The organism is Streptomyces sp. CBMA152 (assembly GCF_014596475.1).
GTDB lineage: Bacteria > Actinomycetota > Actinomycetes > Streptomycetales > Streptomycetaceae > Streptomyces.
Map to the genome: position 1 here is coordinate 415,023 of NZ_MECJ01000015.1, position 25,865 is coordinate 440,887.

Genomic DNA, 25,865 nt, shown 5'->3' on the forward strand with positions numbered 1-25,865 from the left:
ACAACCTGTATGTTCGAAAGGACGGCTGTCAATGGCCATCTCATGCTCCCCGTTGGCGGCCGTTCGGTTTCCCCGTGTGTGGCCGTCAAGTGCTCCCCGCTGGCAGTCATTTAAATTCCCCGCCCGAGAGGTTGCTGAGCTCAGCTGAAGGGCCTCACCCCCTGCCCGCTGGTGGCCTGGGTGAGCCGGTAGCTGTCTCCCTGGGTGACAACGATATGGGCATGGTGCATCAGACGGTCGACGGTGGCCGTGGCGAGTGTTTTGGGCATGATCTCGTCGAAGCCCGAGGGATGCAGGTTGCTGGAGACAGCGATTGAGCGTCGCTCGTAAGCCGCGTCGACGAGCCGGTAGAAGCCTTCCGCGGCATCCGGGGAAACGGGCAGGAGTCCGATGTCGTCGACGATGATCAGGTCCGAGCGAATAATTCTCGCTAGTGCCCGTGCGATGGAGTCGTCTGCTCGGTGGCGTCGGACGAGGACACCCAGGTCCTCGATGGTGAACCAGGCAACGGTCAGGCCGGCTTCGACTGCGGTCTGGCCCAGCGCCTCGGTGAAGTGACTCTTTCCGGTGCCGCTGGGGCCGCAAATGCAGAAGTTTTCCCGGCGGCCGATCCATTCGAGTGTCTTAAGCGCGTCCTGTGTGGGTCGTGGAATGGATGACTTCAGTTCGTCCCAGTCGCCGAATGTCTTCCCGGTGGGGAATCCGGCTCGTTTGCGGCGGGTGTGAAGGTTAGCCCGATCTCGTCCGGCAGCTTCTTCAGCCAGCAACACGCGGACGACTTCGGCTGGGTCCCATCTTTGTGCTTTCGCTGTGGGAATGAGGTCGCCCAATGCCCGTCGCAGGTGCGGGAGTTTGAGCCGTTTGGTCAGTTCGAGTGCCTCGGCCAGAGGGTCGCCGTTGGTGCCGGGAACGGTGCGAAGTGGTGCGGCCATCAGGCGAGATCACTTTCGTCGTACTCAGACGGGTCCGAGGCGGGCTGGTGGGGCTGGCCGAAGGAGGCCCAGGCGGAAGTGCCGGGCTGCAGTGAATGGTCCTCGCCGCGGCGGACAGCTTCCGTGGGACCGTGGGCAGATTGGTAGTCGAGAATCGACATCAGGTCCTTTTCGGCGAACCGGCCGGTGACCGCAGCCGTGCCCAGGGCCCGGTCGACTTTCGCGGCCGAGTAGAGCTTGGCGAGCGCGACGGCTTCGGTCATTTTTGCTTTGACCCGGCGGGCGCCGGCCGCGCCTGCTTCCACGAGCCATGATGCGGCGCCAGGACCGAGGGTGAGGAAGGCTGCCTCCTCAGCAGACCGGGCTTTGGGGATGCGATCTGCTTCTTTGTCCGCGCGGGGTGGGTAGTGGCTGTCCTCAAGGACCGGATCACCGGGGCGGCCCCGACGATGGCGGGCGACCTCGCGAGCCGAACCACCCTCGTCGACCGCGGTGACGATCAGTTCGTCGCCGTGGAATCGGGCCCAGACCCTGGTGTCGATGAGTTCGTGCGGGACTGAATAGCGCACGGATTCCACGGAGATGCACGACTCCCAGGTCACCCGTCGTGTGGTGCCGAAAGCTGCGGTGAACGGACGACGGGGCAGAGGATGAAGTCGTTGCTGTTCCTCTGCCAACCGTTCGACCGGTTTGCGTCGAATGGCGCGGTGAATACGGGAGTTGACCTCCTCGCAGAAGTGACGGCAGGCGGCCTCCAGTTCACCGAAGGTCTTGTAGTGGTCCAGCAGGTTGACATCCGTGGGCACCAGGTCGGCCTTAGCGATGCGAACGGTGGCCTCAGAACCGCCCTTGGTCTCCGGGTCGGCTGGAATGCATGTCCGCATGGTCGTTCCGTAGTGTCGGGCGACCTCCACGATTTCGGGGTTGCGGACCGCGATTCCAGCAATGTGATCCGTGGTGACGGTCTTCTCGTTGTCCGTCAGGACGTAGGCTGGAACCCCGCCGACCCGGCGGAACGTGGCGTCCAGACACGCGGTGATCGTCGGAAGTGTCTTGTCCCAGACCGGGATTACCACCCGGAATCGTGACCAGGCGAGCCAGGCGCACCACAGTGTCGTCTTGCGTCCTTGGATGGTCGGGCCGTCACCCCAGTCGTATTGCAGCCACAGTCCCGGCTCGGTCACCCAGGGCCGGTAAACCCGCCGCCTTCCTGATCTGAATTGGGTTTTGGCCTCCGCGACGGTGCGGCGAGTTGTTCGTTCACCGCCGGAGAAACCCATCGCGACGATCCGTTTGTGGACCACATCGGCCCGGATCTTGCCTTGCGATCGGACTACCAGTTCTTCGATTTTCGGCAGATAGTCGTCGATGGCCCGAGCCCGGTGACGGCGGCGGTCGGGGTGCTGGCCGGCGGCCCTCAGCTTCACATAGCGGGCCACGGTGTGATGGTCGCACCCGGCGAGCTCGGCCGCGGCGCGGTAACTCCCAGTGAGGTCGTATGCCTCAAGGATCTCCATGATCTCCCTGCTGTTCTTCACCCGCCGGGACTTCCCAAAGCGGGACAGATCCATGACGGGCGGGGAGCCTAACCAGCCGTACGTGGGGAATCTCTTGGCCGCGAGTGGGGCGGCAAATGGCCGCCTATGAGGAGCGTGACATGGCCGCCCTCAGACGGCTCGCGAGGCTGTCGAGCATGTGGGCGGCTCAAGTCGGCCCAGTATCAAGCTCGTAAGCGCGCCGAGAACCCGCCCACCCCGAAGGCGCCTAAGCAGTTCTGCAAGCACGGCCACGAGTTCACGCCGGAGAACACCTACGTGGATCCGAACCGAGGCGTGCGGTCGTGTCGCGAGTGCAAGCGGGCCCAGGTGCGAAAGTACCGGGCACGTGAGGACAAGCAGGTCGTTCACCGGGTCGATGTGTGCAAGCACGGTCACGCGATGGACGAGGAGAACTCGCACTTCGCGGCGGACGGTACGCGGTCGTGTCGGGCGTGCAGCCGGGAGAAAGCCCGGGAGTCGTACAGGCGGACGCAGGCCCATCGGGGGCCTGCTTTCGCGGAGCGCACTCACTGCCCGCAGGGTCATGCTTACGACGAGGCCAACACCTACGTGACCTCGAAGGGGCACCGGCAGTGCCGCACGTGCAACAAGGCGCGTGAGGTGGTGCGGACGGAGAAGAGGCGGTCTGAGAGGGCTGTCTCCTGATTGACCGGTTCATCCGAAGGGCCTGGGCGTGCTGCTCAAGGCCCTTCGTCATTCCTGGAGGTCTCCCATGGCGGATATGCCGCCTCCGCCTGGCTGGTGCGTCGTGGATCTGTTCCACGGTGATCAGGTTCCGGCGGAGACGATCGTCAAGGGCTACATGGTCTGCCCGCAGCACCTGTCCTTCGAGGAGGACTTTTTCCGCCGGTGGGAGGCCATCCAGGACCCCAAGCAGCTCGACAAGACAGAGAAGAAACTGTTGAAGAGGCTGCTGAAGTCCGTGAAGAAGGCAGCACAGACAGGAAGGACGTCCGATGTGGCTCCGTAAGACCGCCGGGGTACCGGCGTCGGCGCCGGGCGGCTACACGTGGGAGACCCTGGACGACGTCGTTGGCGTTCCCGACGACCTGGGCCTGGACCTGGTCGCCATCCCGGGCGCCTCGTTCGTGGAGGCTCCCGCCCCGAATGGAGAGGACGAGGTGTCAGCCGACAGCGTTGAGCCGCTGCCGATCCCGAACGACAGCGGGGTCGTGGAGGCACCCACCGCGCCGAAGCGTGGACGCCCCCGCAAGACGACACAGTCCGAGATCAGCGAGTAGCAGCCGCCCGCCCGTCCACCCACGGAAGAAGGGGGTGAGCGGGCGTGACTGCGGACAGCCCAATTCCTCTTGCATCGGTGGCGTCGTTTACTGAGGGCCCCTTCGCGAACCTGGTCTCTGGCTATTCGGTGCAGGCGCAGTCGAACTTGATGTTGCAGGCGACCCGCGCGTGCGAGTCAGCGTGTGACCGCAGGCTGGCCCCGTTCACGAACATCGTGGAAACGCAGCGCGCGGACGCCATGGATATTGAGGACGCCATGGATGCCTACGTGCCGCTGGACCCGACGAGCCAGCTTGGCTTCAGCCGGGCGCAGTCCCTCGGCTCGACGCTGCTGACCCGGCACGTCTGGGTCCGTGAGCACCCGCCCCGCTACCCGGAGCTCTGGACGGGCAGCATCTCGGCGATCAACCTGTTCAGGTCCTTCTCCGGGCAGCAGTCCGTGTCCGTCTCGACGATCCAGTACGAGCCCGACACCGGCCACTGCCGTTTCGCCCTGGGCACGTTCGTGCCACCGGGCACCACAGTCCAGGTGATCTACTCGGGCGGCTATGCGACGGTGCCGGCGGATCTGGTGCAGGCCTGTCAGTACATGGCCGCGAGCATGGCGGTGAAGCAACTCGATCCGGTGGACGGACGCTCGGGGCATGATCCGGATGCGCTCCGTTCGGACGCGCTGGAGATGCTCGCCCCGTACACCAGGCGTTGACGGTGGCGCGCCGCAAGCGCGTGGTCTCCGCCACGGCCCGGGCGAAGGCCTCGGCCCGGATGAAGGGGAAGCAGCACCCCCACAAGGGCCACAAGATTTCGGCATCGACGCGTGCCCGGATCGCCCGCGCCTTGAAGGGCAAGCATCCCCGCCACAAAGGGCATCGCCTGTCGGCGACCACCCGCGCGAAGATCTCCGCCCGGCTGAAGGGCCACCACCACAAGGGCCATCGGCTCTCCGCCGCGACCCGCGCCAAGATCGCCGCACGGCTGAAGGGCCGTCACCGCACCGCTGTCGGTAGCCGTCATCCGACGACGATGCATCCGCGAGCCGCCGCAAGCGCAGCCGCAGCGGCCCACCGCACCAGGCGTGGTCGGCGGTATGGCGCCTTCCGCCCGTCGACGCATTTCGGGCTGCGCAAGCACCATGCCCACAACACGCGGTTCGGGCTGATCAAACACCACCGGGCCACGCACTTCGGCCGCCACCACATCAGGATGTCGAAGCCCATCCGCATCCGCCGCCGCAGGAGGTGAGCCAGCATGTCGACCTCCGACGCCGTGGACCGCGAGGTCGCGTGGCTGACCGCTTCAGGCGACGGGCTACCCGCACTGCTGGCGAGCAGCGGAGGCCCGTGGGGCAACGTCCAGGCGTACCAGCCCCGAACCCCCGGCAAGCGCTCGACGAACGTGTTCGTGCTGAGGCGGCAGATTCACGAGAAGCGGTTCGCGCACGTCCGCCGCATGGCCACCCACGAGTTCGTGCTGAAAATGGTCTGGCCCCTGTCCTCGGGGCAAGGCATCGCCGAGGCGGATCAAAGAGCGTTCGACGTGGCCGTGGACAAGCTCCTGCAACGCATCGGCGGGCTGGTCGGCGACAAGTCGCACGGCGGCCGGTTCCGCAGCGTTGCCGAGAATCCGGAGTACGTGATCGTGCGCTTCACCGACCCGGAGCAGACGCTGAGCGTCGGCGAATTCCACGGCGAGATCACCTACTACGCCGACGACTTCGAGATCACCGGCTGACCCCTCACTCCTTCCAGGCCCCCGAGCGACCACGCCGGGGGCCTTTCGCATGCCCGGAGGCCCCCGTGCTTCAGCGCAGTACCCACGAGGCCGCGGTGGACGTGCCGGACATCCCGGCCACGGTCCAGCCCGGCGAAACCGTCGACTGGCCCCATCCGGTCGCGGGGTTCGAGTCCGTCGAAGACGCCCCGGCCCCCGAGGCGGAGGCCCCCAAGACCCCCCGCAGCAAGAAGGCCGCGCCCGCGCCGGCGCCCACCGGTGAGGAGCCGCAGCCGTGACCCAGATCTCGCGTCTTGCCACAGTCGGCCTCGCCAAAGAAGTCACCCCTGGTACATGGCTGGCGCCGACCATCGGCATCCCCTTTACCAAGGGTGATTTTGAGGACATGTATACCGAGGTCAAGGACGAGTCGTACCGGGGCAACGACACCGTGCTGCAGGGCGTCTACCAGGGCGTCGTCCACGGCGAGTGGCAGCTGGACGTGATGGCCTACCCGGACCTGGCCGGGCATTTCCTCGCGGGGATCATCGGCCCCGATGTGGTGTCGGCGGGGGTGTCGACCACCCTGTCGTCATCGACGATCGTGGGTGCGACGTCGATCTCGACGGCGGCCAGCATCCCGCTCGGTACGACCATCGCGATCGACACCGCCGGGAACTTGGAGTACGCCACGACGGGCACGCCGTCCGGGTCGGGACCGTACACGATCCCGATCACGGTACCGGCGGGTGGCCTGACCAAGGCGCACAGCTCCTCGGTTGTCGTCGTCGGGCAGACCACGCACACGTTCAAGCAGTCCACGACGCCGCTGCCCACATACTCCCTGACGATCTACGACACGACGCAGACGCTGTCGTGCTCGTACTGCCGCCTCTCCGATCTCCAGCTGAAGATCGACCCGAAGGGCGCGGTCACCGCGTCCCTCAAGTACATCAGCTTCCCCAGCGTCGTCCAGTCCCTGCAGACGGAGACGTTCTCCACCTACGACCCGCTGCTCGGCTGGTCCTGGAACATGACCAACGGCGGCTCGTCCTCGACGCGCGGCCTCACCTACGACGCCACCATCAAGCGCGCCACGGAGGCCATTGCGTCCTCGGACGGCGTTCAGACGCCCCGCGAGGTTTTCGCCGGGCCGATCGAGGTGGACGGCACCTACAAGGCCATTTTCGAGAACCAGCTCGACATGAACCTGTACATCAACTACACGCAGACCGCCTGCACCGCCTCCCTCGCTCAGCCGGTTCCGCGCGGCGGCCAGTCCCTGTCGCTCACCATGTCCAAGTCCGGCTGGATCAAGGGCAAGCGCGACCTCAGTCAGCCCTACGTGCAGGCCGACTTCAGCCTCTCGGGGATCTACAACACCACCGACGGCGGCGCCGTCCAGGCCGTCCTGAAGAACTTCACTTCGACGCAGTACTGACGACTCCCTGGCCGGGCCGCGCGTGAGGGCGTCGCGCCCGGCCAGGGACCACGCCCTCAACGCCCTCTGCAAGGAGCACCACCATGCCCGGGTACGCCAACCGAACCATTCGCTTCGACTTCCCCGACCTGACCGAGGAAGGCGACACCCCCATCCATGTGATCATTAAGAACCCCCGGACGCTGCCCGTCGAAGAGCTGGCACCCGATGTTGCTGACGAGGCGTCTGGGATCGACACCCTCAAAGCCATGTACCCGGTCATCGCCAGCATGATCAAGGCCTGGCATGTCTACGACGGCACTTCGAACGCCGACGACCTGCCGCCTCTTCCGCTGCCCGCTACCGCGCAGTCGGTGGCCAAGCTGCCCTTCGAAATACTCAACAAGATCAGCGAGGCCATCAAGGGCGTCGTCGCCCCGGGGATCTAGGGCTGGATGACCCGTACCTCAACGATGTCCTCTGGCCAGCCCAGAGCATCTACGACGGCACGTGGTCATCCGGCCCGGCACCCGAGGAGCTCATTGATTTCGAGGTGATGCGGGAGATGGGCTGGACGTGGCAGGCGCTCCAGGAAACGCCCTGGTACGTGCGCCGCTATGTCTGGGACCTCATCTGCGCGCGGCGCGAGGCGGAGCACGAGGCAAACACCAGGAGCTATTCCAAGGCAGGTGCCCCGTGAGCGCAGTAACGGGCATCAGCGAGTGCATCGCCGCCCTGCACGCCATGGCGACCCGGGTAGAGGCGGCCACCCCAAGGGCCCTCGACCAGGGCATGGCCCTGTTTGAGGGACGAGCCCGGTCGAACCTGTCCCGCTATTCCCACCAACGCGGCACCCCCACCCCGTCCCCACCCGGCCAGCCACCGGCCCTGATTTCGGGCCGGCTGCGGTCGTCGTTCCAGAGCACGGCGCCGGTGCAGGCCGGGGCGGGCATGTGGTCTGCGGTAGTAGGGCCGACGACCGTATACGCCCGGATCCAGGAAGAAGGCGGCATGGCAGGCCGCGGGCACCGTTCGCGGATCCCTAAGCGCCCCTACCTGCGGCCTGCGGCCGATGACCTGCTGCGGGACACGGCGCTGATTGCCGTGTTCGAGCGTTCCTGGGGCACCGCGCTTCGTATCTGAGCGCCGCCCGACCACACCCTTCTCCTGCGGATCGGAGGCGGGTTGTGTCGGGTTTGCCGCCGATCGCCGTTGAGTTCACCGCCAGTGCCACCAGCGTCCTGACCGCGATCAACAAGATGGTCGCGGGCCTGGAACGGCTCGGAGAGGCCGCGCGGGCCGCCGCCGCCGCAACTGACGAGGCGTTCTCGGCCATGCGCGCGTCCGCCAGTTCGCTCTCGTCCGTCGCTGAGTCTGCAGGCGTCGCAAAAAAGCAGCTTCAGGGCGTGGCGAGGGCCAGCCGGTCGATCGCCACGGCCACGGATACGGCTGCGGCATCGGTCGAGGCAGGTATGGCCTCGATCGGCACGGCAGCGGACCGGATGGCCGTATCCGTGGAGGCATCCACCGTTGCGGCCCGCGAGGGCATCACAGCCCTGGACACCGAGGCCCGTTCCGTCGGCGTCAGCGTCGCGGCGGGCGCGGACGAAGCCACGGCGGCATTGGTGCGGGTGGCCGAGTCCGCGAAGGCCGCCGCGACAGCGATGGACGAGATGGCCGTCGCCTCCGAGCGGTCGTCACGGCGGGCCGCCGCTGGCGCGGACGCCCTGGGCGCAAAGTGGCTCGGCTTGGGCCCGGTGTTCGACAAGGTCAAAAAGTGGGGTGCGCTCGGCCTCGCCGGTATCGGGATCGCATCAACCGATCTGGCGGTGCACTTCCAGACGCAGATGACCAGGATCAGCACCGCAGCGGGCGCCCCGATCGCCCAGGTTCAGGCGATGCGGAGCCAGGTGCTGCAGACCGCGACGTCCGTGGGCGTGTCCGGCACCCAGATGGCCGAGGCCTTGTACCACCCGGTCTCTGCCGGCCTGGATCTGAAGACTTCTTTGCAGGCGGTGAAGTACGCGGCGATGGAGGCGCAGATCTCCGGGGCGTCGCTGGACGACACCACCTACTCGCTGTCATCGGTGATGAAGGCGTTCAACATGTCCGCCTCGCAGGCCGGGCCGACGATGGCGGACCTGAACGCCATTGTCGGTGAGGGCGACATGCGCTTCCAGGATCTCAACGCCTCGATCAAGAACTGGGCGCCGACGGCCGCGCAGATGGGCATCTCCGTCAACTCGATGGGCGCCGGCCTGGCCTATCTGACGGACCGAGGCAACAGCGCGGAGGTCGCTGCGACCCGGCTGACGATGGGCATCTCGATGATGACCACGCCGTCCGGGCAGGCCGCGAAAATGCTTGAGGGCCTTGGGGTGGCTTCCTCGGACGTCTCGGCGTCCAGCTCGGCCATGCAAGAGGCGATGAAGAAGGCCAACATCACGCAGAACCAGCTCGCGCTGGATCTGAAGAAGCCCGATGGCCTGTACGTCGCGCTCAAGGATTTGAAGGACCACCTCAAGGCGGCTGGGGTTTCCGGCACGGAGGCGGACAGTGTCCTGGCGAAGGTCTTTGGTGGTGGCCGCTCCGACAAGGCGATCATGTCGCTGATGCAGAACCTCGACGGGGTGAAGCAGAAATTCAACGCGATCAGCCACGACTCGTCAATGGATCATTTCCAGCAGGCGTGGCAGCAGACCACCAAGACGCTGAAGTTCCAGTTCGAGCAGATCAAGGCAGGGGCCGAGAACCTCGGCATCAGGATCGGTGACGCGCTGATCCCGCAGGTGAGCAAATTCATCACCTTGGTCGAGAAGCACGGCGCGCCTATCGCGAAGTCCCTGGGCGGAATGTTCTCCGGGATCGCTGCCGGTTTCACCGGCAAGGCCAACGAAGGCAAGTCCAAGGGTGGCAGTGCTCCGCAGATGACGGGCTGGGAGAAGCTCGGTCAGCAACTGCGGCACGTCGCTGATGACTTCAAGTCGTTTGCCTTGGACGCGGGGAAGGCGCTGCACGGCGTGGCTCAGGCCCTTGGTCCGGTCGCCGCGCAGATCGGAGGGGCGCTCGTTGGCGCCCTGCAGATGGCGGGGAAGATCCTCGCTGATGTCGTCGGCCCGGCTTTGAAGGGGTTCGCGGACTTCCTGGACCACAACAAGGGCCTAGTGAAGGCGTTCGCCGACGTCGTCCTTGGCGGTCTGGCCGCGAAGCTCATGATTGTCGGGGGTGTCAAGGCAGCCACCGGCATCGTCAATCTCGCGACGTCGATCCTCGGGTTCCCGCTCAAGCAAATCGAGGGCATCAGGGATGCGTTCAAGGGGCTCAAGGAGGCCGGGAAGGGTATGGCCGCGGCCGGGCGGGCCGTGAAGGAATTCGCCACGGCGGAGAAACTGGCTGCCGTGGCCACGACCATCTGGGAGGGTGCTCAGGCCGTCCTGAACGTGGTCATGGACGCGTTTCCGATTGTGTTGATCGTCCTGGCGATTGCGGCGCTGGTCGCGGCGATCGTGTGGGTGGCGACCAAGACGACGTGGTTCCAGACCGCCTGGTCGGTGGCCTGGGGCGGGATCAAGGCTGCGGCGTCGGCTGCCTGGACGCTCCTCAAGACCATCTTCGACGCGATTGTCGGGGCGGCGGGTACGGTCGTCGGCTGGCTGAAGGCGCACTGGCCGCTACTTCTGGCGATCTTGACGGGCCCGATCGGCATCGCCGTCCTGCTGATCGTCAAATACTGGCGGCAGATCAGCGACGCGTTCACTTCCGCCTATCGCGCCGTGGTCAGCACCGGCGGCCAACTGATCAGCTGGACTGCCGGACTCCCGGGCCGCATCCTCTCCGCGCTGGCCTCCCTCGGAAGCCGCTTGTGGTCGTGGGCCAGCAACGCCTTCTGGCAGGCCCTGTCCGGCGCGGCCAGTACCGCGCGCAGCATGGTCTCCTGGCTGGGGGGTCTCCCCGGACGGATCCTGGGAGCCCTTGGTAACACGGGCTCCCTGCTGTGGAGTGCGGGGCGGAACATCATTCAGGGGCTGATCGACGGGGTCTGGAGCATGATCGGCTCTGTCGGAAACGCGATCAGCGGCGTCGTCAGCAACATCAAGTCGTACCTGCCCTGGTCACCAGCCAAAAAGGGCCCGCTGTCGGGCTCCGGTGCGCCGGAGATCGGCGGCAGGAACATTGCGCGCCTGATGGCCCAGGGCATCACCGGTGGCACCGGTGACGTGGCCGCTGCCATGGCCCGCCTCACCGGCAGCGCCTCCGCAAGCCTCTCGCTGAACACCTCCGGCGGGCTCGGCGCCTCCCGTCCGGCTGTGGCTGGGGTCGGTGGTGGTGGCGGATCCACGGTGGTCCACAACCATTACGAGATCAAGGTTGCGGGCAGCGTGGCCACGATCGACGGCATCGCCCGGGAGATCGAGGCGTCCTTCGAGCGGCGCGGTATGCGCAATTCCGCCACCTACCCCGGCTACCGGGGCCGATGAGCGCCACCAGGCGCCCCCGACACACCCCGGAGGTGCCTGGTGCCCAACCCCAAGCTGGCCACATTCTCGGACGCGTTCACCGGCGCGGCGATCAACACGACGCTTTGGAACTCCATCACCGGTACGGCGACGCTGGACACGACGAACGACCTGGTGACGCTGGCCCAGCCCACGGTCAGCGGCACCACGAACTCGTTCGGCACGACCAGCCTGTACGACGCCACCGGCTCCAGCATCTACGCGCAGATCGCCGCCGTACCCAACGGCGCGGGCACCACCAAAACCGCGCTCGTGCTGCGCGTCGACGCCAACAACTCCGTCGCCATCCGCGTCGAGAGCGGCATCTTCAAGATGACGCTCCAGACAGCTGGAACGACCGCCACCACGACGCTTCCGCCCTACGACCCGCACGCCCACCGCTGGTGGCGCATCCGCGAGAACAGCGGCACCTGGTACGCCGACACCGCCCCCGACGGCATCACCTGGACCCAGCAGACTTCCAGCACCTACAGCTGGGGCGCCACCGCCATGACCGCCGCCATCCAAACGTCGGCCGGTGCGACCGAGGTGGCCGGGCTCGTCGCCACGATCGCGCACATCAACACCCCGCTCGGCGGGACGGCGAACCCCAACTGGCCGACGCTCGAACACGGTTGGGGCGCATATTGGGACGCCAACGGCGGCGACATCCCCCTCGACCGCTACGTCGAGGTCACCAACCGCACGCGCGGCACCACCACCACGCGGCGCGGCCGCCAGTACGAACTCGACCAGGTCCGCGCCGGGGAACTCACCACCCGCCTCGCCAACACCGACGCGGCCCTCGACCCCACCAACAGCTCGGGCCCCTGGTACGGGCGGATCGCCCCCTATCAGCCCTACCGGCTCCGCGCCCAGTGGCCGCCGACTCGAAACCTCTTGGACCAGGTGCACGCCACCGGCGGCGACTTGGGGGGCTGGCCGCTCGGCACCGTCGACGGATCGGGCGTGGGCCCCGACATTTTCAGCGTCACCGACTCCACCAACGGTGCCATCGTCGCGGCCACGGACGCCTGGCAGGGCGGCCGCGTACTGCAGTTCGCTGTGCCGTCCGGGTCGACGGCTCCCACGCGGATCGCGCACACGCCCCGGTTCTCGGCGATCCCCGGCCAGACGTACACGATGCAGATGCAGGTCAGGAACATCACCGCGTCCACATCGCTGTCGGTGCAGGCGTTCGTCGGCTGGTATATGACGGCCGGCGCGTCAGCCACCTCGTTCACCTACGGCACCACCACCACGCTCACGGGCAGCACCACGGCCGGATGGACCCAGCTCACCGTCACCGCGACGGCGCCGACGGGTGCGATGGGCATCGACGTCGGTGTCGCGGTCGCGGTGACGGCCGCCGCGACGTGCAGTGTGCAGGTCGATGGCTGGCAGTTGGAGAAGGGCGCTACCGCATCGTCGTGGACTGTCCCCGGCGTCTGGTATCCGATCTACAGCGGGTACGTCGAACGATTCAGTCCCGAGTGGGAGATGTCGGGCACCTACGGCACGGTGAACCCCACCTGCGTGGACGCGCTCGCCCTGCTGTCGCGGGTGCTGCTGACCGACATCCTCACCCAGCAACTGTCGCTCGCCGCATTCAGCCCCCGCTTCCTCTTCCCGCTCAGCGACCCCTCCGGGTCGACGACGTTCGTGGACCGCCTCGGCGTCTACCCCGCCGCGAAGATCACCAAGTCGAAGAACGGCGCCGGATCCGTTGCACCCGGCACGCAGATCACCGCGACGGACACCGTCAACGGGATCTTCACCGGCAGCGGCGGGGCGACCGTCACCACCATCACCAACCCCAGCCCCGGCGTTGGCGCCGTCGTTGCGTCCAGTGTCATCGACCTGACGACTTCCGGAATCGTCGGCCCGGCGAACCCGGCAGAGTGGACGCGCGCCATCGCTTTCCGCTACACGGGTCCGCTGCCCTCGGATGCGGCGTGCATCTGGTCCTGCATGGACCGCCAGCATGCGCCAACTGGTGCCCTTGCCACCGGGTCGCGGATCTTTCTGTCCGTGAGCAGCACCGGGAAGCTGGTGCTGGTCATCGGCGGCCCGACGAACGTCGAAGCCGTCATGTCATTCACCGCCAACGATGGCTCCGTCCCGTCGGTAAACGATGGGAACTGGCACTGGGCCCTCTTCGCCTACGACGCCGCGAACGCCCAGGCGCGCGTGTCCCTTGACGGCAACAACTGGTTCTACACCGGCCTCAGCAGCGCCATTACGCCGACCGGACTCGTCTCCGACTCCATCGGTGCCTGGTACGACCTCGGCCTCGGCGGCGCGGCTGGCGACAATTTCCAAGGCGACGTGGCCTTCGCTGCTGAGTGGCCCGTATGGTTCAACAATGCGGACAATGTGGCGATCTACTCGGCCTGGAAGAACTCCCTTACAGGGGACCCCACGAATTTCAGGTATACGCGGATCCTTGGCTGGTGTGGGTACACCGGCGCATGGAATGCCCAGGCCGGACTGACCACGTCGATGGGCCCGGCATCATTCTCGGGCCAGGACGTCGTCACCGCGTTGCAGGCGGTGGTGGAGACGGAGAACGGCGAGCACTTCGTATCGCGTGACGGCACGCTGACGTTCCGCCCGCGCAGCGCCCGCTACAACGCCACCACCCCCGTATTGATCTTCGGGGAGCGGACGGATCTCGGCGAGTATCCGTATGAAGACTGCAAAATGGATTACGACCCGACGCGACTGGCCAACCAAATCACGGTCACGCAGACTGGCACCGGGCAGACCTTCACCGCCAACGACAAGGCGTCAATCACCCGGTATTTTCCCAGCACGTTGACCCGGTCGGTGAATGCGTCGTCAGCCCTCGAATGCCAGGACGCGGCATCGTATCTCCTCTCCCGGTACAAGGCGCCCGCAACCCGCGTGAGTGCGATCAAGCTGAATCCGGCGTCGAATCCGGCGTTGTGGCCGGTGATGCTGAGTCTGGAGCTCGGCAGCCGGGTGCGGGTGATGCGGCGCCCACCGGGCGTCCCCGCGATCACAGTGGATTGCTTCGTCGAGGCGATCGACTGGCAGCTCGACGACACCGCCGGCGCGGCAGTCACGCTCCAGCTGTCCCCGGCCGACCTCACCCCCTACGGGATCTTCGCGTCGTTCCACACCACCCTGAACGGCTCCCCGGCATCGGGTGTCACGTCGATCACCATCAACGCAGGCGCGGACACGACGAATTTGGCCTCGCAGCAGTTGTGGCCTGGCCAGCAGCTGGTCCTCGGGCAGGGGAGTGCCAACCAGGAGACGGTCACCATCGGCTCGGTCGGCGCGACATCGCCGGGCTGGACCACCGCGACCGTCACCCTCACCGGCGCCACCACCAAATCCCACACCAACGGCGACACCGTGTGCGAGCCGCTGCCCGCCGGGACCACCGACCCCACCGCCTGGGACGCCGTCAGCGCTTTCGATGCGATTGCCTTTGCCTACTGAGAGGGGGCGGAAATGGCCCGCACCGTGCCCGTCATAGCCCAGGAGGCTCCGGGTAATTTCCTCACCGGCGCTTTGTGGAATGCCAACGTCAAAGCGCTCGGCGACTACGAGACTCTGCGGCCCCTGTTCTTCGGCTATCAGGGGAGCGCCCAGTCCATCTCAAATAACACCTGGACGTCGCTCACGCTCGACACCGAGGTATTGGACGGGGATGGTGGCCACTCGACCGTCACCAATACGAACCGCTACACGGTTCAGGTCGCAGGTACCTATCTCCTGCTCGGTGTTAGCGCGTTCGTCGCCAACACCACGAGCGTTCGCGGTGTCCGTATGGGCCTCAATGGGACCGTGATCAGGGGCTCGCACATTCAGCAGCAGACCTCCAGCGCGGGCGTCTGGTCCGGCACCTCCTGGGCCATCCAGACCTGTGCGGTCAACGATTGGGTCGACGTCGCCGGATATCAGAATTCCGGCGGCGCGATCAACACTTTCGTGGGCACTGACGCATCGAGTTGCATGGGCGTCTACTGGATCTCCCGCTGATCCGGTTACCACCCGCCCCCGACCTATCACTGAGAAGGGACTGTGACGTGGGGACCTACGGGCAGGACTGGGCTTCGTACCAGTCGGCGACCCCTGACACTTCTGGCCTGTCCTTCGCTTTCGTCAAGATCACCGAAGGACTGTCGTACATCAACCCCGTATGGATCACCCAGCGGGATCACGCGAAGGCCGCCGGTCTGGTGTGGGGCGGCTACCACTACCCACACATGGCCAACAGCCCCCAGGACGAAGCCGACTTCTTCCTCTCTCAAGTCAACTGGCAGCACGGAGACGTCATCGTCCTCGACTGGGAGGGCTACGACAACGCCAACCAGAACGTGTCGAAGGCAGCGCAGGCCGCGTACAAGGACGCGTGGCTGCGCCACGTGAAGAGCCGCATGCCGTACAACCCCGTCGGGATGTACGCCAACACCGACTACTGGCACAACGTCGACACCAGCAACTTCTACGGCGACTTCCTGTGGATCGCCACCGCCGGACGCCCCGCAGGCGACCCCGGAATCCAGGCCCCGTGGCTCTTCCACCAGTACAGCGAGTCCGGTGGCCTCGATCACGACTACTGCCACCTCGACAGCAATGCGCTCCGATCGTGGGCGCTCCAATCCTCGGAGGCCGAAATGCCGCTCACCCCCGCTGACGTCAAGGCCGTCTGGGCCTACAGCAACGGCGACCACCCGGATGTCCACCAGACCCTCGCCGATGCCGCCGGCGCTACGGCGGCCGTGAAGGCGCTCGCGGGCAAGGTCGACGCCCTGGCAACCGAGGTTGCCGCGCTCTCGGCGCAGGGGGGACTCACCGCCGAGGAAATCACCGCCGCCGCCCAGGCCGGAGCCCAGGCGGCCCTCGCCGAGCTCGGCAACGCCCTCGCCCACCCTCACGCCTGAAAGGCCGCCACCATGAAGATCCTCGGGAGAGAGCCGGCCCTCGTCCTCGGCCTCATCGCCGCCGCTGTCAAGCTGGTCAGTGCATTCTGGCTCCACACCACCGCAGACCAGCAGGCCGCCGTCAACACGGTCGCCGCCGCAGCCGTAGCGGTCGTCATCGCCTACCAGGTCCACGACGGAATCGGCGCGGCGCTCCTCGGCCTCACCCAGGCAGCCATGGCCGCAGCCGTCGGCTTTGGTCTGCACTGGTCCGCCGATACCCAGGCCGTGGTGTTCACGTTCGCCTCCGCCCTCGTCGCCGCCTACACCCGCACCCAGGTCACCGCGAAGGTCCCGGCCCCGGCCGTCAGCCGTCCGACTGCTGTTTGATCGGAGACGGGCATGCCCGACCTTCCGACCATCGGCGAGCTGGTCCGCCGTCTAGAGGACCGTTACGGCGATGTCCGCGACGACCTTCACGTCATGGGCGCCCGGGTCGACTCCCGCGTCTCCATGGAGCGCTACCAGATCGAGCAGGCCCAACGCGACGACGCCTACAAGGCGCTCCTGGAGCGGGTCAAGAGCATTGAGGACGCGCGGCGGGACCAGGAACGGCTGCGCGCCGCCGACCGACGCCTGATCCTGTCGGGCCTGGTCGTGCCTGTCCTTGTGATCCTGCTGCAGGTGTACCTCTCGACGAGGGGAGCCGGGGTGTGAGTGACCACGCATCACCGGCCGGGAGCCACCGACGCACCGACATCGGGTTCGCCCTGGGGGTCCTTGCCGCTGTTGGGGTGCTGTGCTGGATCGTCGTCACCATGCAGTCCCTGGGTCATGATCTGCGGACCGCCAACGGCGCCAGAGATGCGCTCGCCCGGCAGGTGCAGGGGCTTGGGCATCAGCCGATCGCGGGGCCGCCTGGGTCGCGGGGGGATCCGGGCCAGTCCGTCACCGGACCACGCGGACCGCAGGGCGAGCCCGGACCCGTCGGGCCCACGGGACCGGTCGGCCCGACCGGGCAGGCGGGGATCAGCGCCACGGGCGCGCCGGGCATCAACGGCTCCATCGGACCGACGGGGGCGGCGGGACCCTCCGGCCAGCCGGGCATTGTCGGCCCGTCCGGAGCTCCCGGAACTCCCGGGAATCCAGGCAAGGATGGCGCCGACGGGGCACCAGGCAAGGACGGGAAGGACGGCCAGCCGCCCGCCGGCTGGACGTACACCGACCCGCAGGGCGTGACCTACAGCTGCGTGCCCGTCTCCGGCTTCGACCCGAACGCGCCCCGCTACAGCTGCACGCCCACCAGCAGCCCCTCGCCGTCCCCGTCGCCCAAGTCGCGCAGGCGCGGCCTGCTCGGGGTGGGGGTGCTGGCGATGTCGTCGATGTACCGGAGGCTCCCGTGACCCGAACCTGGTGGGCGATCGCCGCCCTCGTCGTCGCTGGTCTCGACGCCTACCTGCTGCTGTGCCACTGGCCGGACGTTGCCGGGAACCTTGAGGCGTCGGTGATCTGGGGGACTCCGGCGCTGGTCGCCCAGCACGTGGCGCTGCGTCGGCACGTCGACCGCCGCCACGCCGAAACCCAGGCCGTCATCGCCGGGGAAGCCGATTCGGGAGGGAGGTGATCGCATGCTGTCGCTGGTCCTGCACCTCCTGCTCTCGCTGAACCTGTCCCTCTGAACCCCGGCGGCGAACAGCCCCGCCCGCTCCGGCGCGGCGGGGCGCCGGCCCCGATTGGAGCGTCTGATGACGCAGCACGACGAGACGCCCGACATAGTCGAGGCCCATCAACAGGCTGGCTCGGCGCACTGGATAGCCTCGATCCCTGCCCACGAGCCGCGCGAGCATGATCCGCACTATCACCTGTTCCACGCGGCGAAGGAGCGGCTGCGACGGCTCGGCCTACTGAAGTGCGCGATCCCCGGCTGCACGTTCCCGGGGCCGATGGAACTCCACCACACGCACGTGGAGTTCTCGCTGGCCGGGGGCGTCGACCTGGAGCTCGCATCGCAGGCGTTCGGGCATCACTTCGAGAATGATGATCAGTTCGCGGAGTGGATCGAAGGACCGGGCAATTTGGAAGTATTGTGCCCAACTCACCACAGAACGCACCTAGGCGTGCACGTCCTCCCGGGCCCACTCTGGGAGCCGCTGCGGGTGTGGCGGCACGACATGGCGCCCCCCGCCGAAGTCGTCACCGCCCACGACGCCCAACCAGACACGTAGAAGCGCTAGTTGTCGTGCCCCCGCTGCCTTCGGGCGGCGGGGGCCGTTTGCATGTTCTGCAAGAAGACTTGACGTGCAGGAAATCCTGTGGGTTCGTCGTCGGCTGTTCGCGAGAGATCAGTTCCAGTTGATGCCGAGGGCGTCCAGGGCGCGGATCCGGTCGTCGGACAGGCTTCCTTGGCGGCGTGCGGCGCGCTGTCGGGCCACCCATGCGTCGATGCGAATCCCACCGAAGGTGCACCTGGCGGGTGGCGTGAGGTGTCCGTGCTGGTCGAAGAAGGCGACGGCGATGGCGTAGCCGCGCTGCCAGACTGCGTTACTGCGGGATCGAACGGTTTCGGGGTCTCGGGCTGCGGGCTTGCGGGGCGGCTTGTCGGCCCAGGAGAAACCGAGGGCGTCCAGTGCCTCCTTGACTGTCGTAGGGAGTTCCCCCTTGGCGTGCGCTGACCGCTGACGGGCGAGCCAGTTCCCCAGGGGTATGTCGTCATACCGGTCGGTGTAGGGGACGTCGAGGTGCCCATGCTGCTCGTGCCAGGAAGCGGCAGCGGCCAGCGCCCGGGCGGTGCGCGTGGGCACCTCCACCCGCCAGACGACACCGGCGTCCTCCAGGTCGGCGATCCGCTGGGCGGGAAGCTTCCCGGCGGCGCGCTTGGCCCGCATCTGCGACAGCCATGCGCCTAGGCGCAGCCCCTCGGGGGTGACGTACCGCTGGGGCACCAGCGTGGTCCCGTGTTCCTCGGCGTAGGCGGCCAGGGCGTCGAGGTTGCGCTGCCAGGCGTTGGTGCGGTGCTGCCAGATCATGCCGATCTCGTCGAGGGCGGCGATCCGGTGTTCGGCGAGCGTCCCCTCTTGGCGGTAGCGGCGCTGGTGAAGGATCCAGTTGCCGAGTTGTGGGTGCTTGGAGTTGATATCGAGGTGCCCGTGCTCGGCGTGGAAGGCGACGGCCTTGCGGTAGGCGGCCTGCCAGCGCGCTTCGCTGGGGTCCCAGGTGATGCCCAGCTTCTCTAGGGACTGGACACGGTCGGGGGCGAGCCAGCCCTTGCGGCGGAACTCTCTCTGCTTGGCCAGCCATTGCCCCAGCTTGAAGCCGGCGGCGGTGGAGTGGCGCAAGGGGATGTCGAGGTGCCCGTGTTCGGCGTGCCACGTGGAGGCTGCGGCATAGCCGTCCCACCACGACGACGTGGTCTGGCGGACCAGCATCAGACTGACTTGACGCAGGACATCGGCGCTGGTGCCGGGCGGCAACTGCACGGTGATCTTCGAGGGAAGCCGCACCTCGTCAGAATGGCCATGGCTGCGTTGGCGGTCGAGTTCGCTGCCGAGGACCGCGTCATGGGCGCGCAGAGCGCGAAGGACTTCCCAGACCGTGCTGTAGTCACCGGGTTCCAGGTCGCCGACCTCATTCTCCTCGGGCGGAAGAATGAGAGGAACGATGACAGTGGAGGGGCCCGGCGTGTCAGGGTGAGGCCGCAAAGCCCGGCCGACGGCCTGCACGATGTCGACGGCGCTGGACTTGGCGTGCGCGAACAGCACCGCGTCGATAGCCGGAACGTCGACACCTTCGCCCAGGACGCGCACGTTGGAGACGCTGACCCATTCGCCCGGACCTGGATGACGTAGCTGGTCCAGGATCTTCTCGCGCACCGCCTGCGCCATCGTGCCGTGCACGATGGCAGACTGCGGTGGGCTCAGCTCCGGCGCCACGATCGCCGCCGTCCTGCGCAGCGTGCGGGCGAACTCGGCCGCGTCCTGCACCCGGTGGTGGAAGACGACGGCCCGCCGCACCCCGAACTGCTGGGCCGCCCTGACCAGGGCGGCCTGGGCCACCAGAGTCTGCAAGGACGGGGCGCCGGGCCCGTCGACGTAGTCGCGCTCGGTGTCGGCGAGCAGCGCCCTCGACTCCGAGGCGGCGATCCCCACCACGAACACGCGGTAGTCCTCCAGGTAGCCCTCCGCGATGCCCCGGGAGAACGGGTAGTCGTACAGCACCTCTCCAAAGAGACCGGTGTCGTCCATGGAGATCAGGTCGGCGCGTGCCTGGCCGGCGTACACACGCGGCGTGGCGGTCATGAACAGCCGTCGCTTGGCGGGGAGGAGGCGCGGCTGGGTGACCTCGCGCAGCGCCGCGTCAGTCGGCCCGGTCAGGTGGTGCGCTTCGTCGTATATCAGCGTGTGCAGAACGGTGCCGGTGTGGTGCAGGGCTTCGGACAGGCGTCGGCAGGAGTGGTAGGTCGACACGATGAGCCGCGGGCCGGTCGATTCCTCCTGCAGCCAGCGCGCGATGCGTGCCGCGTCGGTGGTGACAGGGGCGTCCACGTCTTCGATGTGAACAGGGCTGTCGCCGGTCACCGTGTCGTCCGAGCACACGGCCAGCACGGACAGCGCCTCAGCGTGCTGGGACCGCCAGACCTGGACGGTCTGCGCGGCCAGCGCCAGCGACGGCACCAGGACCGCCACCGGCTCCCGGCCCGGGGTCATGCGGCGCACCGCGTGCACGCCCATCATTGTCTTGCCGCTGCCGCAGGCCGCACGCAGCTGCCCCGTTCCTCCCCGTGACAGGTCAGCGGTGATCGCGGTGACCGCCTCCTGCTGGTAGGGACGTAACTGGACGGTCATGAAGCCCCCTTCGGGCGTTGTCCGCCACGATGGCGGCCGGTGAGCGGGCGAGATACGGGCACGATACGGACTGGCATGCGCTGCCAGGGCAGGATTGCGCGTGAATAGCTCGCCTGAGTCGTCATCGCGCTATCAGGCCTGCTCGGTGCGCTTGCCACGTCCCGGGCGCTTGGCGAGGGCTTCCTGCACGTCGCCTTTGAGGTAGATGGCCTGGGGTCGTCCCGAAACGGGGTGGGGCAGGTAGGTGAGGGGCTTCAGTCCCGCCCGGTGCATCGCCATCGAAGCAGCCTTGGCGGGGTTCTGGGCCTTCGACTTCATCTCCCAGCGTCCGATCTCCTCCAGGGTGACCGGGTCGTTGCGTTCCACGATCTCCGCGAGGTCGATGTCCTCGACCATGGCCTTGAAGTCGAGACTGCCGTCCTCGTCGCTGGGGTAGTCGTCGAACTCGCCGTCCTCGGGGTAGGCGGGGCCGATGAACTCGTCGCCGCACAGGGAGATGCTGGGGGGCAGCGCCGCGTTGATCGCGGCCCGGAAGTCGCTCTGCATCTGCTCCAGGGCGCCGGACGCCTGCAGGCGTTCCACCCACTCGGAGTCGCCACTGCCGACGTAGTCGGCGACGTCGGCGTCGGGGCTGGTGCTGTACTGCGCGACGCGGTTGCACCAGGTGCCGTAGCTCGTGGTCGTCGTGTAGGACATGGTGATCGTTCCTGTCTGGGAGAGGGGCGGGGCGGGCGGGAGGTGGCGTGCGTTCCTCAGTCGGCCTTCGAGGCTTGCTGTAGGCGGGCGAGCGCACCGCGCAGCTCGTGGAGCTCGTCGCCCTGCTCCGCGATCACCCGGTCCTGCGCGGCGATCGTGTTGTTCCGCTCGATGACGCGGTTGTTCAGGATGTTGATCTGATGGCGCTGCCTTTCGATCTTGTTGAGCTGGTTGGCGATGTGACGCTTCTGGCTGTCGATCTTCTCCAGCAGGTCTTCCTTGCTGGAGTTCTGAGAGACGCGGAAGGAGGCGGTCATCAGTAGTCGCCCTTCAGGGAGGTGCTGTAGGAGGAGGCCTCAGCCTTGGACAGCAGCTCGATGCCGGCCCGGTCCTTGGGGCCGATGAAGAAGCCGCCGCCTTCGCCCGTGCGCTCGCGGACCGCGAGGAGCTGGACGATGTAGTCGACCTGGCGCGGCGTGGCCAGTGCCCCCTTCTGGCGCTGGGCTTCGGCGAGCTGCTCGCGGCGGGCTTCACGGACAGCCTCTTCGGCGGCTTCGATCGCGTCCTTCTCGGCCTGCTCTTGGATTCGCTGGGCGGCTCCCGCAGTGTGCCGCTCCACCCAGCTGACGAGTGCGTCGACGAGTGTGGTGCCCTCCGCCCACTTGGTGCCCTCACTGGTCCAGTCGGCTGGCAGCTTCGCGTTGATGTCGCGAGGGTCGCCGGTCAGGCCGCCCTTCACCTGCCACTCCGGGTCGACGCCGATGGAGCGGGCGGGGGGCCGGTAGTACTCCAGGCGGTAGCCCTCGGGGGTGCGCTCGTAGAACTCGGCGTAGAACTCGGCACGATTGCGGGTGCTGAATTCGGCGGACCAGATGCGGCTGTCCTGGCCGGGACCGAATCCTGCGGGGGTGCCGTCGGTGCGAGTGATGCGATAGACGGTGTACTCGTTGCCGTAGCGGGTGACCTGGGATTCCTGGACGCGGTAGGTGGGCTGGTCGCTCATGCGGGACCTCCGGTGGCCGATGGCGATGCGGGCGCGGAGGGAGGCGGTGTCGATGACCCAGCGGCCGGCCTGCTTGATGGCGGCGACGGCGCCGATCCGGCACCAGGTGCGGATGGTGGGGACGGTGACGCGGGCTTCGAGCGCGGCAGTCGTGGTGTTCATCGAATTCCCCTCTCCCTTGCGGTACTTTCAGATTGCTGTACGTACAGCGAACTGGCAAGAGGGTGAACCAAGATTCTTTCCCGAACTCCCACCCCCGCCGCCCACCCGTGGATAAGGTCAGTCGCGTGTGGCGCACTCGCCAGAACTGGTCCTCTCAAGCACGGTTCTGGCTGTGACTGCGTTGCCGGGACGAGGCCGGGCTCGGGTCCTCGCGAAGTACACGGGCCCGGCCTCAGCGCCAGTTACAACACGGCCGGGTCGGGTTCTTCGCAGGGAACGGGCCCGGCCGTACTGCTTCCCCCAGGCCCGGCAGCCTTCACGCCGCCTCGTACTCGTGCGCCCGCCCGCCCCGCCACTCGATCAGCCGCGAGTCTCCGTCGACCATCGCCTCGGCTGTCGTCTCGTCGATCCCGGCCTGCCGCAGGAACTCGACCAGGACGCGGTCGGAGTGCGCGAGGCCGATGATCTGCCCGCGCACCGTCACCCGCCGACCACCCGTCCCACGCGGCCGGTGCACGACGATCGGCGCCCCGTCCATACATCCCAGAGTGCGCTGCGCTCAGGCGTCGAGCATCTGGGCAGGCTCAGAGGATTGACGCATGCGGAAACTCCTCGCTAGGATTAACGCATGCGGAAATTCGCGTAGGGGCAGCGGCCCACGCCCGCCACCACGACGAGATCGGGGACCGGCACATGAGTGACCGAATCAGCGCCAGCGACCTGAACCAGACCCTCCTCCGCGACATCGCGCGCGCCCGCCTCGAATACACACGCCACCGCGCCGACCGCCCCGCGCTGGCTGGCCGTTACGTCGTCGCCTGCCCGCTCGCTGGCTTCAAGGTCCCCTCGCTCCCCGGCGTCGACGTGTGGCGGGAGAAGGGACTCATCGACGAGATCGCGGTGAACGGGCGCTGTTACTACGTTCTCTCCGAGCAGGCGACCCGCATCCGTGCGGAGATCGCCGCCGAGGCGGAAGCCGCTCCGCCGGCCGCCGTTGGCCGCCCCACGGTCGGCCCCAAGGTCGAGGTCCGCCTGCCAGATGACACTCTTGCCCGGGTCGAGGAAGACGCGCGCCGCCAGCAGATCAGGCGCGCAAAGTGGCTGCGTGACGCCGTCGACCAGGCCTTGCCCACCCCCGGCCTCACCGACCTCGGCCGCCGGGCACTCGCTGACGCGCTCGACGGACTCGCCGCCAACTCATTCCTGCGGGAAACGGCTCTCGACCCGGCAGTCCCCCAGGGTGAGCGGGTCATCGCCGCCGAGCGCTACGCCACCACGCTCCATGAGATGCGCACCCTGCTCGGAGAACTCCGAGACTCACTGCCCCGGCGGGATGCGCTGGCCGCCTACACCGATGCGATCGACAGCAACCCGCAGATGAGCCGGGTGGAGACCGCCCGCAGCTGGGGCCGCGCCGAGGCCGCCGACACACTCGACAAGCTCCTCGACGCCCTCACACTCCTCCTCCCCATCGACGGAGGCAGCGTCCTCGCCCGGGCTCAGGACCCGACGGTCGACGTGGGCTAGCCCGCCTGGCTTCAGCGCATGAGCTGCGCCGCCCTCTCGGCGGACTCTCGCGTTGAGCCGTTCTCTATCTCGATCTCCACGAAGCGCGCCTTCGCTTTCGCGGTCTCCTGGCGGACCTCGGCGAGGTAGTCGTCGAGGGTGCCGTCGGGACGGGACTGGCGCCACTACTCAAGGTGGCCGAGCGCGAACGCCCACCCACTGGCCTCCACATGAACCTTCAGGGACTCAAACGCGTTTGCCATGACGCTCCTTTGAGGTCGGATCGGTAGCAAGTACCCCTGATTTTCCCACAGATAATGCCCTATTATCTGTGGAACAGCCGAATGCGAGCAGGGAGAACGGCACCCGGAGCGTGCGCGAAGCGGCCCCGTTATCTGTGGCAAGGAGGATCGTGGGCACCCTCGTACAACTGCCGACCGGGAAGGCACTGACCGTCCGCACCGCGGCCGACGCATTCCTCGACTCGCTCGGCAACCCGAACACGGTCCGCAACTACGGGATCGGAGTGGGGAAGACCGCCGAGCAGCTCGGCGAGGGCCGGCCACTGGCGTCCGTCACGGACGACGAGATCGGCGAAGCCCTGGAACTGCTGTGGGGCACCTCAGCGGTGAACACCTGGAACGCACGGCGCGCGTCAGTGCTCTCGTGGCTCGGCTGGTGCGCGGAGTACGGATACGACGGCCCGGCGGTCCCGGCCTGGGTGAAGCGGCTGGCGGTGCCCGACTCCGAGACCCCGACCCGCTCCAAGATGGCCATCGACCGGCTCATCGCCCGCCGCGACGTGCACGTGCGGGAGAAGACGCTGTGGCGGATGCTCTACGAGACGTGCGCACGATCGGACGAGATCCTCGGCGTCAACATCGAGGAACTCGACTTCGCGGGGCGCCGCTGCCCAGTCAAGGCCAAGGGCGCGCGAAGTAAGGTCCGCCGCCGTGGCCAGTCCCGGGAGGACTTCGTCCTGGAGACCGTCTACTGGGACGCCGGGACCGCCCGTCTCCTACCGCGCCTGCTGCGCGGCCGAACACGAGGCCCGGTGTTCGTCACCCATCGACGCCCCGGCCCGGGCAAGGTCCTCAGTCCCCGCGACATCTGCCCTGACACCGGTCTAGTCCGCCTCTCCTACGGCCAGGCCCGCGCCCTCCTCGACGAGGCAACGGCAACAGCAGGGCCTGGGACCGGCTGGGACCTGCACGAGTACCGCGGCTCCGGCCTCACCCACCTCGGCGAGCAGGGCGCCTCACTGCTGATGCTGATGGCGAAGTCCCGGCACAAGAAGCCGGAGAGCGTCCGTAGGTACTTCAAGCCGTCCGCCGAGTCCATTGCCGAACTCACCAGCCTGCTCGCCCCGGGCGACGCGCAGCGCTGACCCAGCGCGACAC

The 25,865-nt window shown here is 67.5% G+C and carries 27 protein-coding genes; 20 read left to right on the forward strand and 7 right to left on the reverse strand.

All coding sequences use genetic code 11. From position 1 onward, the window contains the following. Window positions 1-140: 140 nt before the first annotated feature. Both istB and istA read right to left on the reverse strand, forming a co-directional pair. Window positions 141-932, reverse strand: coding sequence for an IS21-like element helper ATPase IstB (istB, locus tag BG418_RS15445; protein WP_188274412.1), 792 nt, complete (start codon window positions 930-932; stop codon window positions 141-143). After that, a complete protein-coding gene (gene istA, locus BG418_RS15450) occupies window positions 932-2,470 on the reverse strand; it encodes an IS21 family transposase (RefSeq protein ID WP_188274506.1) in 1,539 nt (512 codons plus the stop codon). The genes istB and istA overlap by 1 nt, the downstream gene beginning before the upstream one ends. A gap of 733 nt (window positions 2,471-3,203) precedes the next feature. On the opposite strand from istA, the gene BG418_RS15455 reads away from it, so the two are divergent. The 18 genes from BG418_RS15455 to BG418_RS15540 all read left to right on the forward strand — a co-directional run bounded on the left by BG418_RS15455 (window position 3,204) and on the right by BG418_RS15540 (window position 18,482). Next, on the forward strand, window positions 3,204-3,461 hold the full coding sequence (locus BG418_RS15455) for a hypothetical protein (protein ID WP_188274413.1): 258 nt from the start codon (window positions 3,204-3,206) through the stop codon (window positions 3,459-3,461). Next, window positions 3,448-3,732 (forward strand): hypothetical protein, encoded by a 285-nt coding sequence (locus BG418_RS15460; protein WP_188274414.1) that lies wholly within the window; start codon window positions 3,448-3,450, stop codon window positions 3,730-3,732. The genes BG418_RS15455 and BG418_RS15460 overlap by 14 nt, the downstream gene beginning before the upstream one ends. Before the next feature lie 44 nt (window positions 3,733-3,776). Beyond that, the gene (locus tag BG418_RS15465) at window positions 3,777-4,439 is read left to right on the forward strand and encodes a hypothetical protein (protein ID WP_188274415.1); all 663 of its coding nucleotides are present in this window, start codon (window positions 3,777-3,779) and stop codon (window positions 4,437-4,439) included. Window positions 4,440-4,441: 2 nt separating this feature from the next. Further along, window positions 4,442-4,975, forward strand: coding sequence for an NUMOD3 domain-containing DNA-binding protein (locus BG418_RS15470; protein ID WP_188274416.1), 534 nt, complete (start codon window positions 4,442-4,444; stop codon window positions 4,973-4,975). Between the two features lie 6 nt (window positions 4,976-4,981). Continuing rightward, entirely contained in the window at window positions 4,982-5,464 is a 483-nt protein-coding gene (locus BG418_RS15475; protein WP_188274417.1) for a hypothetical protein, read from the forward strand. A 65-nt stretch (window positions 5,465-5,529) separates the two neighbouring features. Further along, window positions 5,530-5,742: a hypothetical protein gene (locus tag BG418_RS15480; RefSeq protein WP_188274418.1), complete on the forward strand. Its 213-nt coding sequence runs from the start codon at window positions 5,530-5,532 to the stop codon at window positions 5,740-5,742. Then, window positions 5,739-6,884, forward strand: a complete 1,146-nt coding sequence (locus tag BG418_RS15485) for a phage tail tube protein (protein ID WP_188274419.1) — start codon at window positions 5,739-5,741, stop codon at window positions 6,882-6,884. The genes BG418_RS15480 and BG418_RS15485 overlap by 4 nt, the downstream gene beginning before the upstream one ends. Before the next feature lie 83 nt (window positions 6,885-6,967). Continuing rightward, window positions 6,968-7,312 (forward strand): hypothetical protein, encoded by a 345-nt coding sequence (locus BG418_RS15490; RefSeq protein ID WP_188274420.1) that lies wholly within the window; start codon window positions 6,968-6,970, stop codon window positions 7,310-7,312. 247 nt (window positions 7,313-7,559) lie between these two features. After that, window positions 7,560-8,006, forward strand: a complete 447-nt coding sequence (locus BG418_RS15495; RefSeq protein WP_317453659.1) for a hypothetical protein — start codon at window positions 7,560-7,562, stop codon at window positions 8,004-8,006. A gap of 44 nt (window positions 8,007-8,050) precedes the next feature. Beyond that, window positions 8,051-11,341, forward strand: a complete 3,291-nt coding sequence (locus BG418_RS15500; RefSeq protein ID WP_188274421.1) for a phage tail tape measure protein — start codon at window positions 8,051-8,053, stop codon at window positions 11,339-11,341. Window positions 11,342-11,380: 39 nt separating this feature from the next. Next, window positions 11,381-14,830 carry a hypothetical protein gene (locus tag BG418_RS15505; protein ID WP_188274422.1) on the forward strand — a complete coding sequence of 1,150 codons (3,450 nt, stop codon included), beginning with the start codon at window positions 11,381-11,383 and terminating at the stop codon, window positions 14,828-14,830. A gap of 12 nt (window positions 14,831-14,842) precedes the next feature. Continuing rightward, complete coding sequence (locus BG418_RS15510; protein ID WP_188274423.1) at window positions 14,843-15,373, forward strand: hypothetical protein; 531 nt, start codon at window positions 14,843-14,845, stop codon at window positions 15,371-15,373. A gap of 47 nt (window positions 15,374-15,420) precedes the next feature. Continuing rightward, a complete protein-coding gene (locus tag BG418_RS15515) occupies window positions 15,421-16,278 on the forward strand; it encodes a glycoside hydrolase family 25 protein (protein WP_188274424.1) in 858 nt (285 codons plus the stop codon). 12 nt (window positions 16,279-16,290) lie between these two features. After that, window positions 16,291-16,647 (forward strand): hypothetical protein, encoded by a 357-nt coding sequence (locus BG418_RS15520; protein ID WP_188274425.1) that lies wholly within the window; start codon window positions 16,291-16,293, stop codon window positions 16,645-16,647. A gap of 12 nt (window positions 16,648-16,659) precedes the next feature. Further along, window positions 16,660-16,974, forward strand: a complete 315-nt coding sequence (locus tag BG418_RS15525; RefSeq protein WP_188274426.1) for a hypothetical protein — start codon at window positions 16,660-16,662, stop codon at window positions 16,972-16,974. Further along, window positions 16,971-17,660, forward strand: a complete 690-nt coding sequence (locus BG418_RS15530) for a collagen-like protein (RefSeq protein WP_317453660.1) — start codon at window positions 16,971-16,973, stop codon at window positions 17,658-17,660. Before BG418_RS15525 ends, BG418_RS15530 begins: the two co-directional genes overlap by 4 nt. After that, window positions 17,657-17,881, forward strand: coding sequence for a hypothetical protein (locus BG418_RS15535; protein WP_188274427.1), 225 nt, complete (start codon window positions 17,657-17,659; stop codon window positions 17,879-17,881). Before BG418_RS15530 ends, BG418_RS15535 begins: the two co-directional genes overlap by 4 nt. A gap of 121 nt (window positions 17,882-18,002) precedes the next feature. After that, window positions 18,003-18,482, forward strand: coding sequence for a hypothetical protein (locus tag BG418_RS15540; protein WP_188274428.1), 480 nt, complete (start codon window positions 18,003-18,005; stop codon window positions 18,480-18,482). Window positions 18,483-18,599: 117 nt separating this feature from the next. Here BG418_RS15540 and BG418_RS15545 read toward each other — a convergent pair whose 3' ends face one another. The 5 genes from BG418_RS15545 to BG418_RS15565 all read right to left on the reverse strand — a co-directional run bounded on the left by BG418_RS15545 (window position 18,600) and on the right by BG418_RS15565 (window position 23,497). Then, the gene (locus BG418_RS15545; RefSeq protein ID WP_188274429.1) at window positions 18,600-21,098 is read right to left on the reverse strand and encodes a DEAD/DEAH box helicase; all 2,499 of its coding nucleotides are present in this window, start codon (window positions 21,096-21,098) and stop codon (window positions 18,600-18,602) included. Between the two features lie 132 nt (window positions 21,099-21,230). Continuing rightward, a complete protein-coding gene (locus tag BG418_RS15550) occupies window positions 21,231-21,794 on the reverse strand; it encodes a hypothetical protein (RefSeq protein ID WP_188274430.1) in 564 nt (187 codons plus the stop codon). A gap of 56 nt (window positions 21,795-21,850) precedes the next feature. Further along, the gene (locus BG418_RS15555) at window positions 21,851-22,111 is read right to left on the reverse strand and encodes a hypothetical protein (protein WP_188274431.1); all 261 of its coding nucleotides are present in this window, start codon (window positions 22,109-22,111) and stop codon (window positions 21,851-21,853) included. Continuing rightward, window positions 22,111-22,959, reverse strand: a complete 849-nt coding sequence (locus BG418_RS15560) for a hypothetical protein (protein WP_188274432.1) — start codon at window positions 22,957-22,959, stop codon at window positions 22,111-22,113. Before BG418_RS15560 ends, BG418_RS15555 begins: the two co-directional genes overlap by 1 nt. A 316-nt stretch (window positions 22,960-23,275) precedes the next feature. Further along, on the reverse strand, window positions 23,276-23,497 hold the full coding sequence (locus BG418_RS15565) for a hypothetical protein (RefSeq protein WP_188274433.1): 222 nt from the start codon (window positions 23,495-23,497) through the stop codon (window positions 23,276-23,278). A gap of 155 nt (window positions 23,498-23,652) precedes the next feature. Here BG418_RS15565 and BG418_RS15570 point away from each other — a divergent pair, with 155 nt between their 5' ends. Beyond that, window positions 23,653-24,486 carry a hypothetical protein gene (locus tag BG418_RS15570; protein ID WP_188274434.1) on the forward strand — a complete coding sequence of 278 codons (834 nt, stop codon included), beginning with the start codon at window positions 23,653-23,655 and terminating at the stop codon, window positions 24,484-24,486. 391 nt (window positions 24,487-24,877) lie between these two features. Continuing rightward, window positions 24,878-25,852, forward strand: a complete 975-nt coding sequence (locus BG418_RS15575) for a tyrosine-type recombinase/integrase (RefSeq protein ID WP_188274435.1) — start codon at window positions 24,878-24,880, stop codon at window positions 25,850-25,852. The last annotated feature ends 13 nt before the right edge of the window (window positions 25,853-25,865 follow it).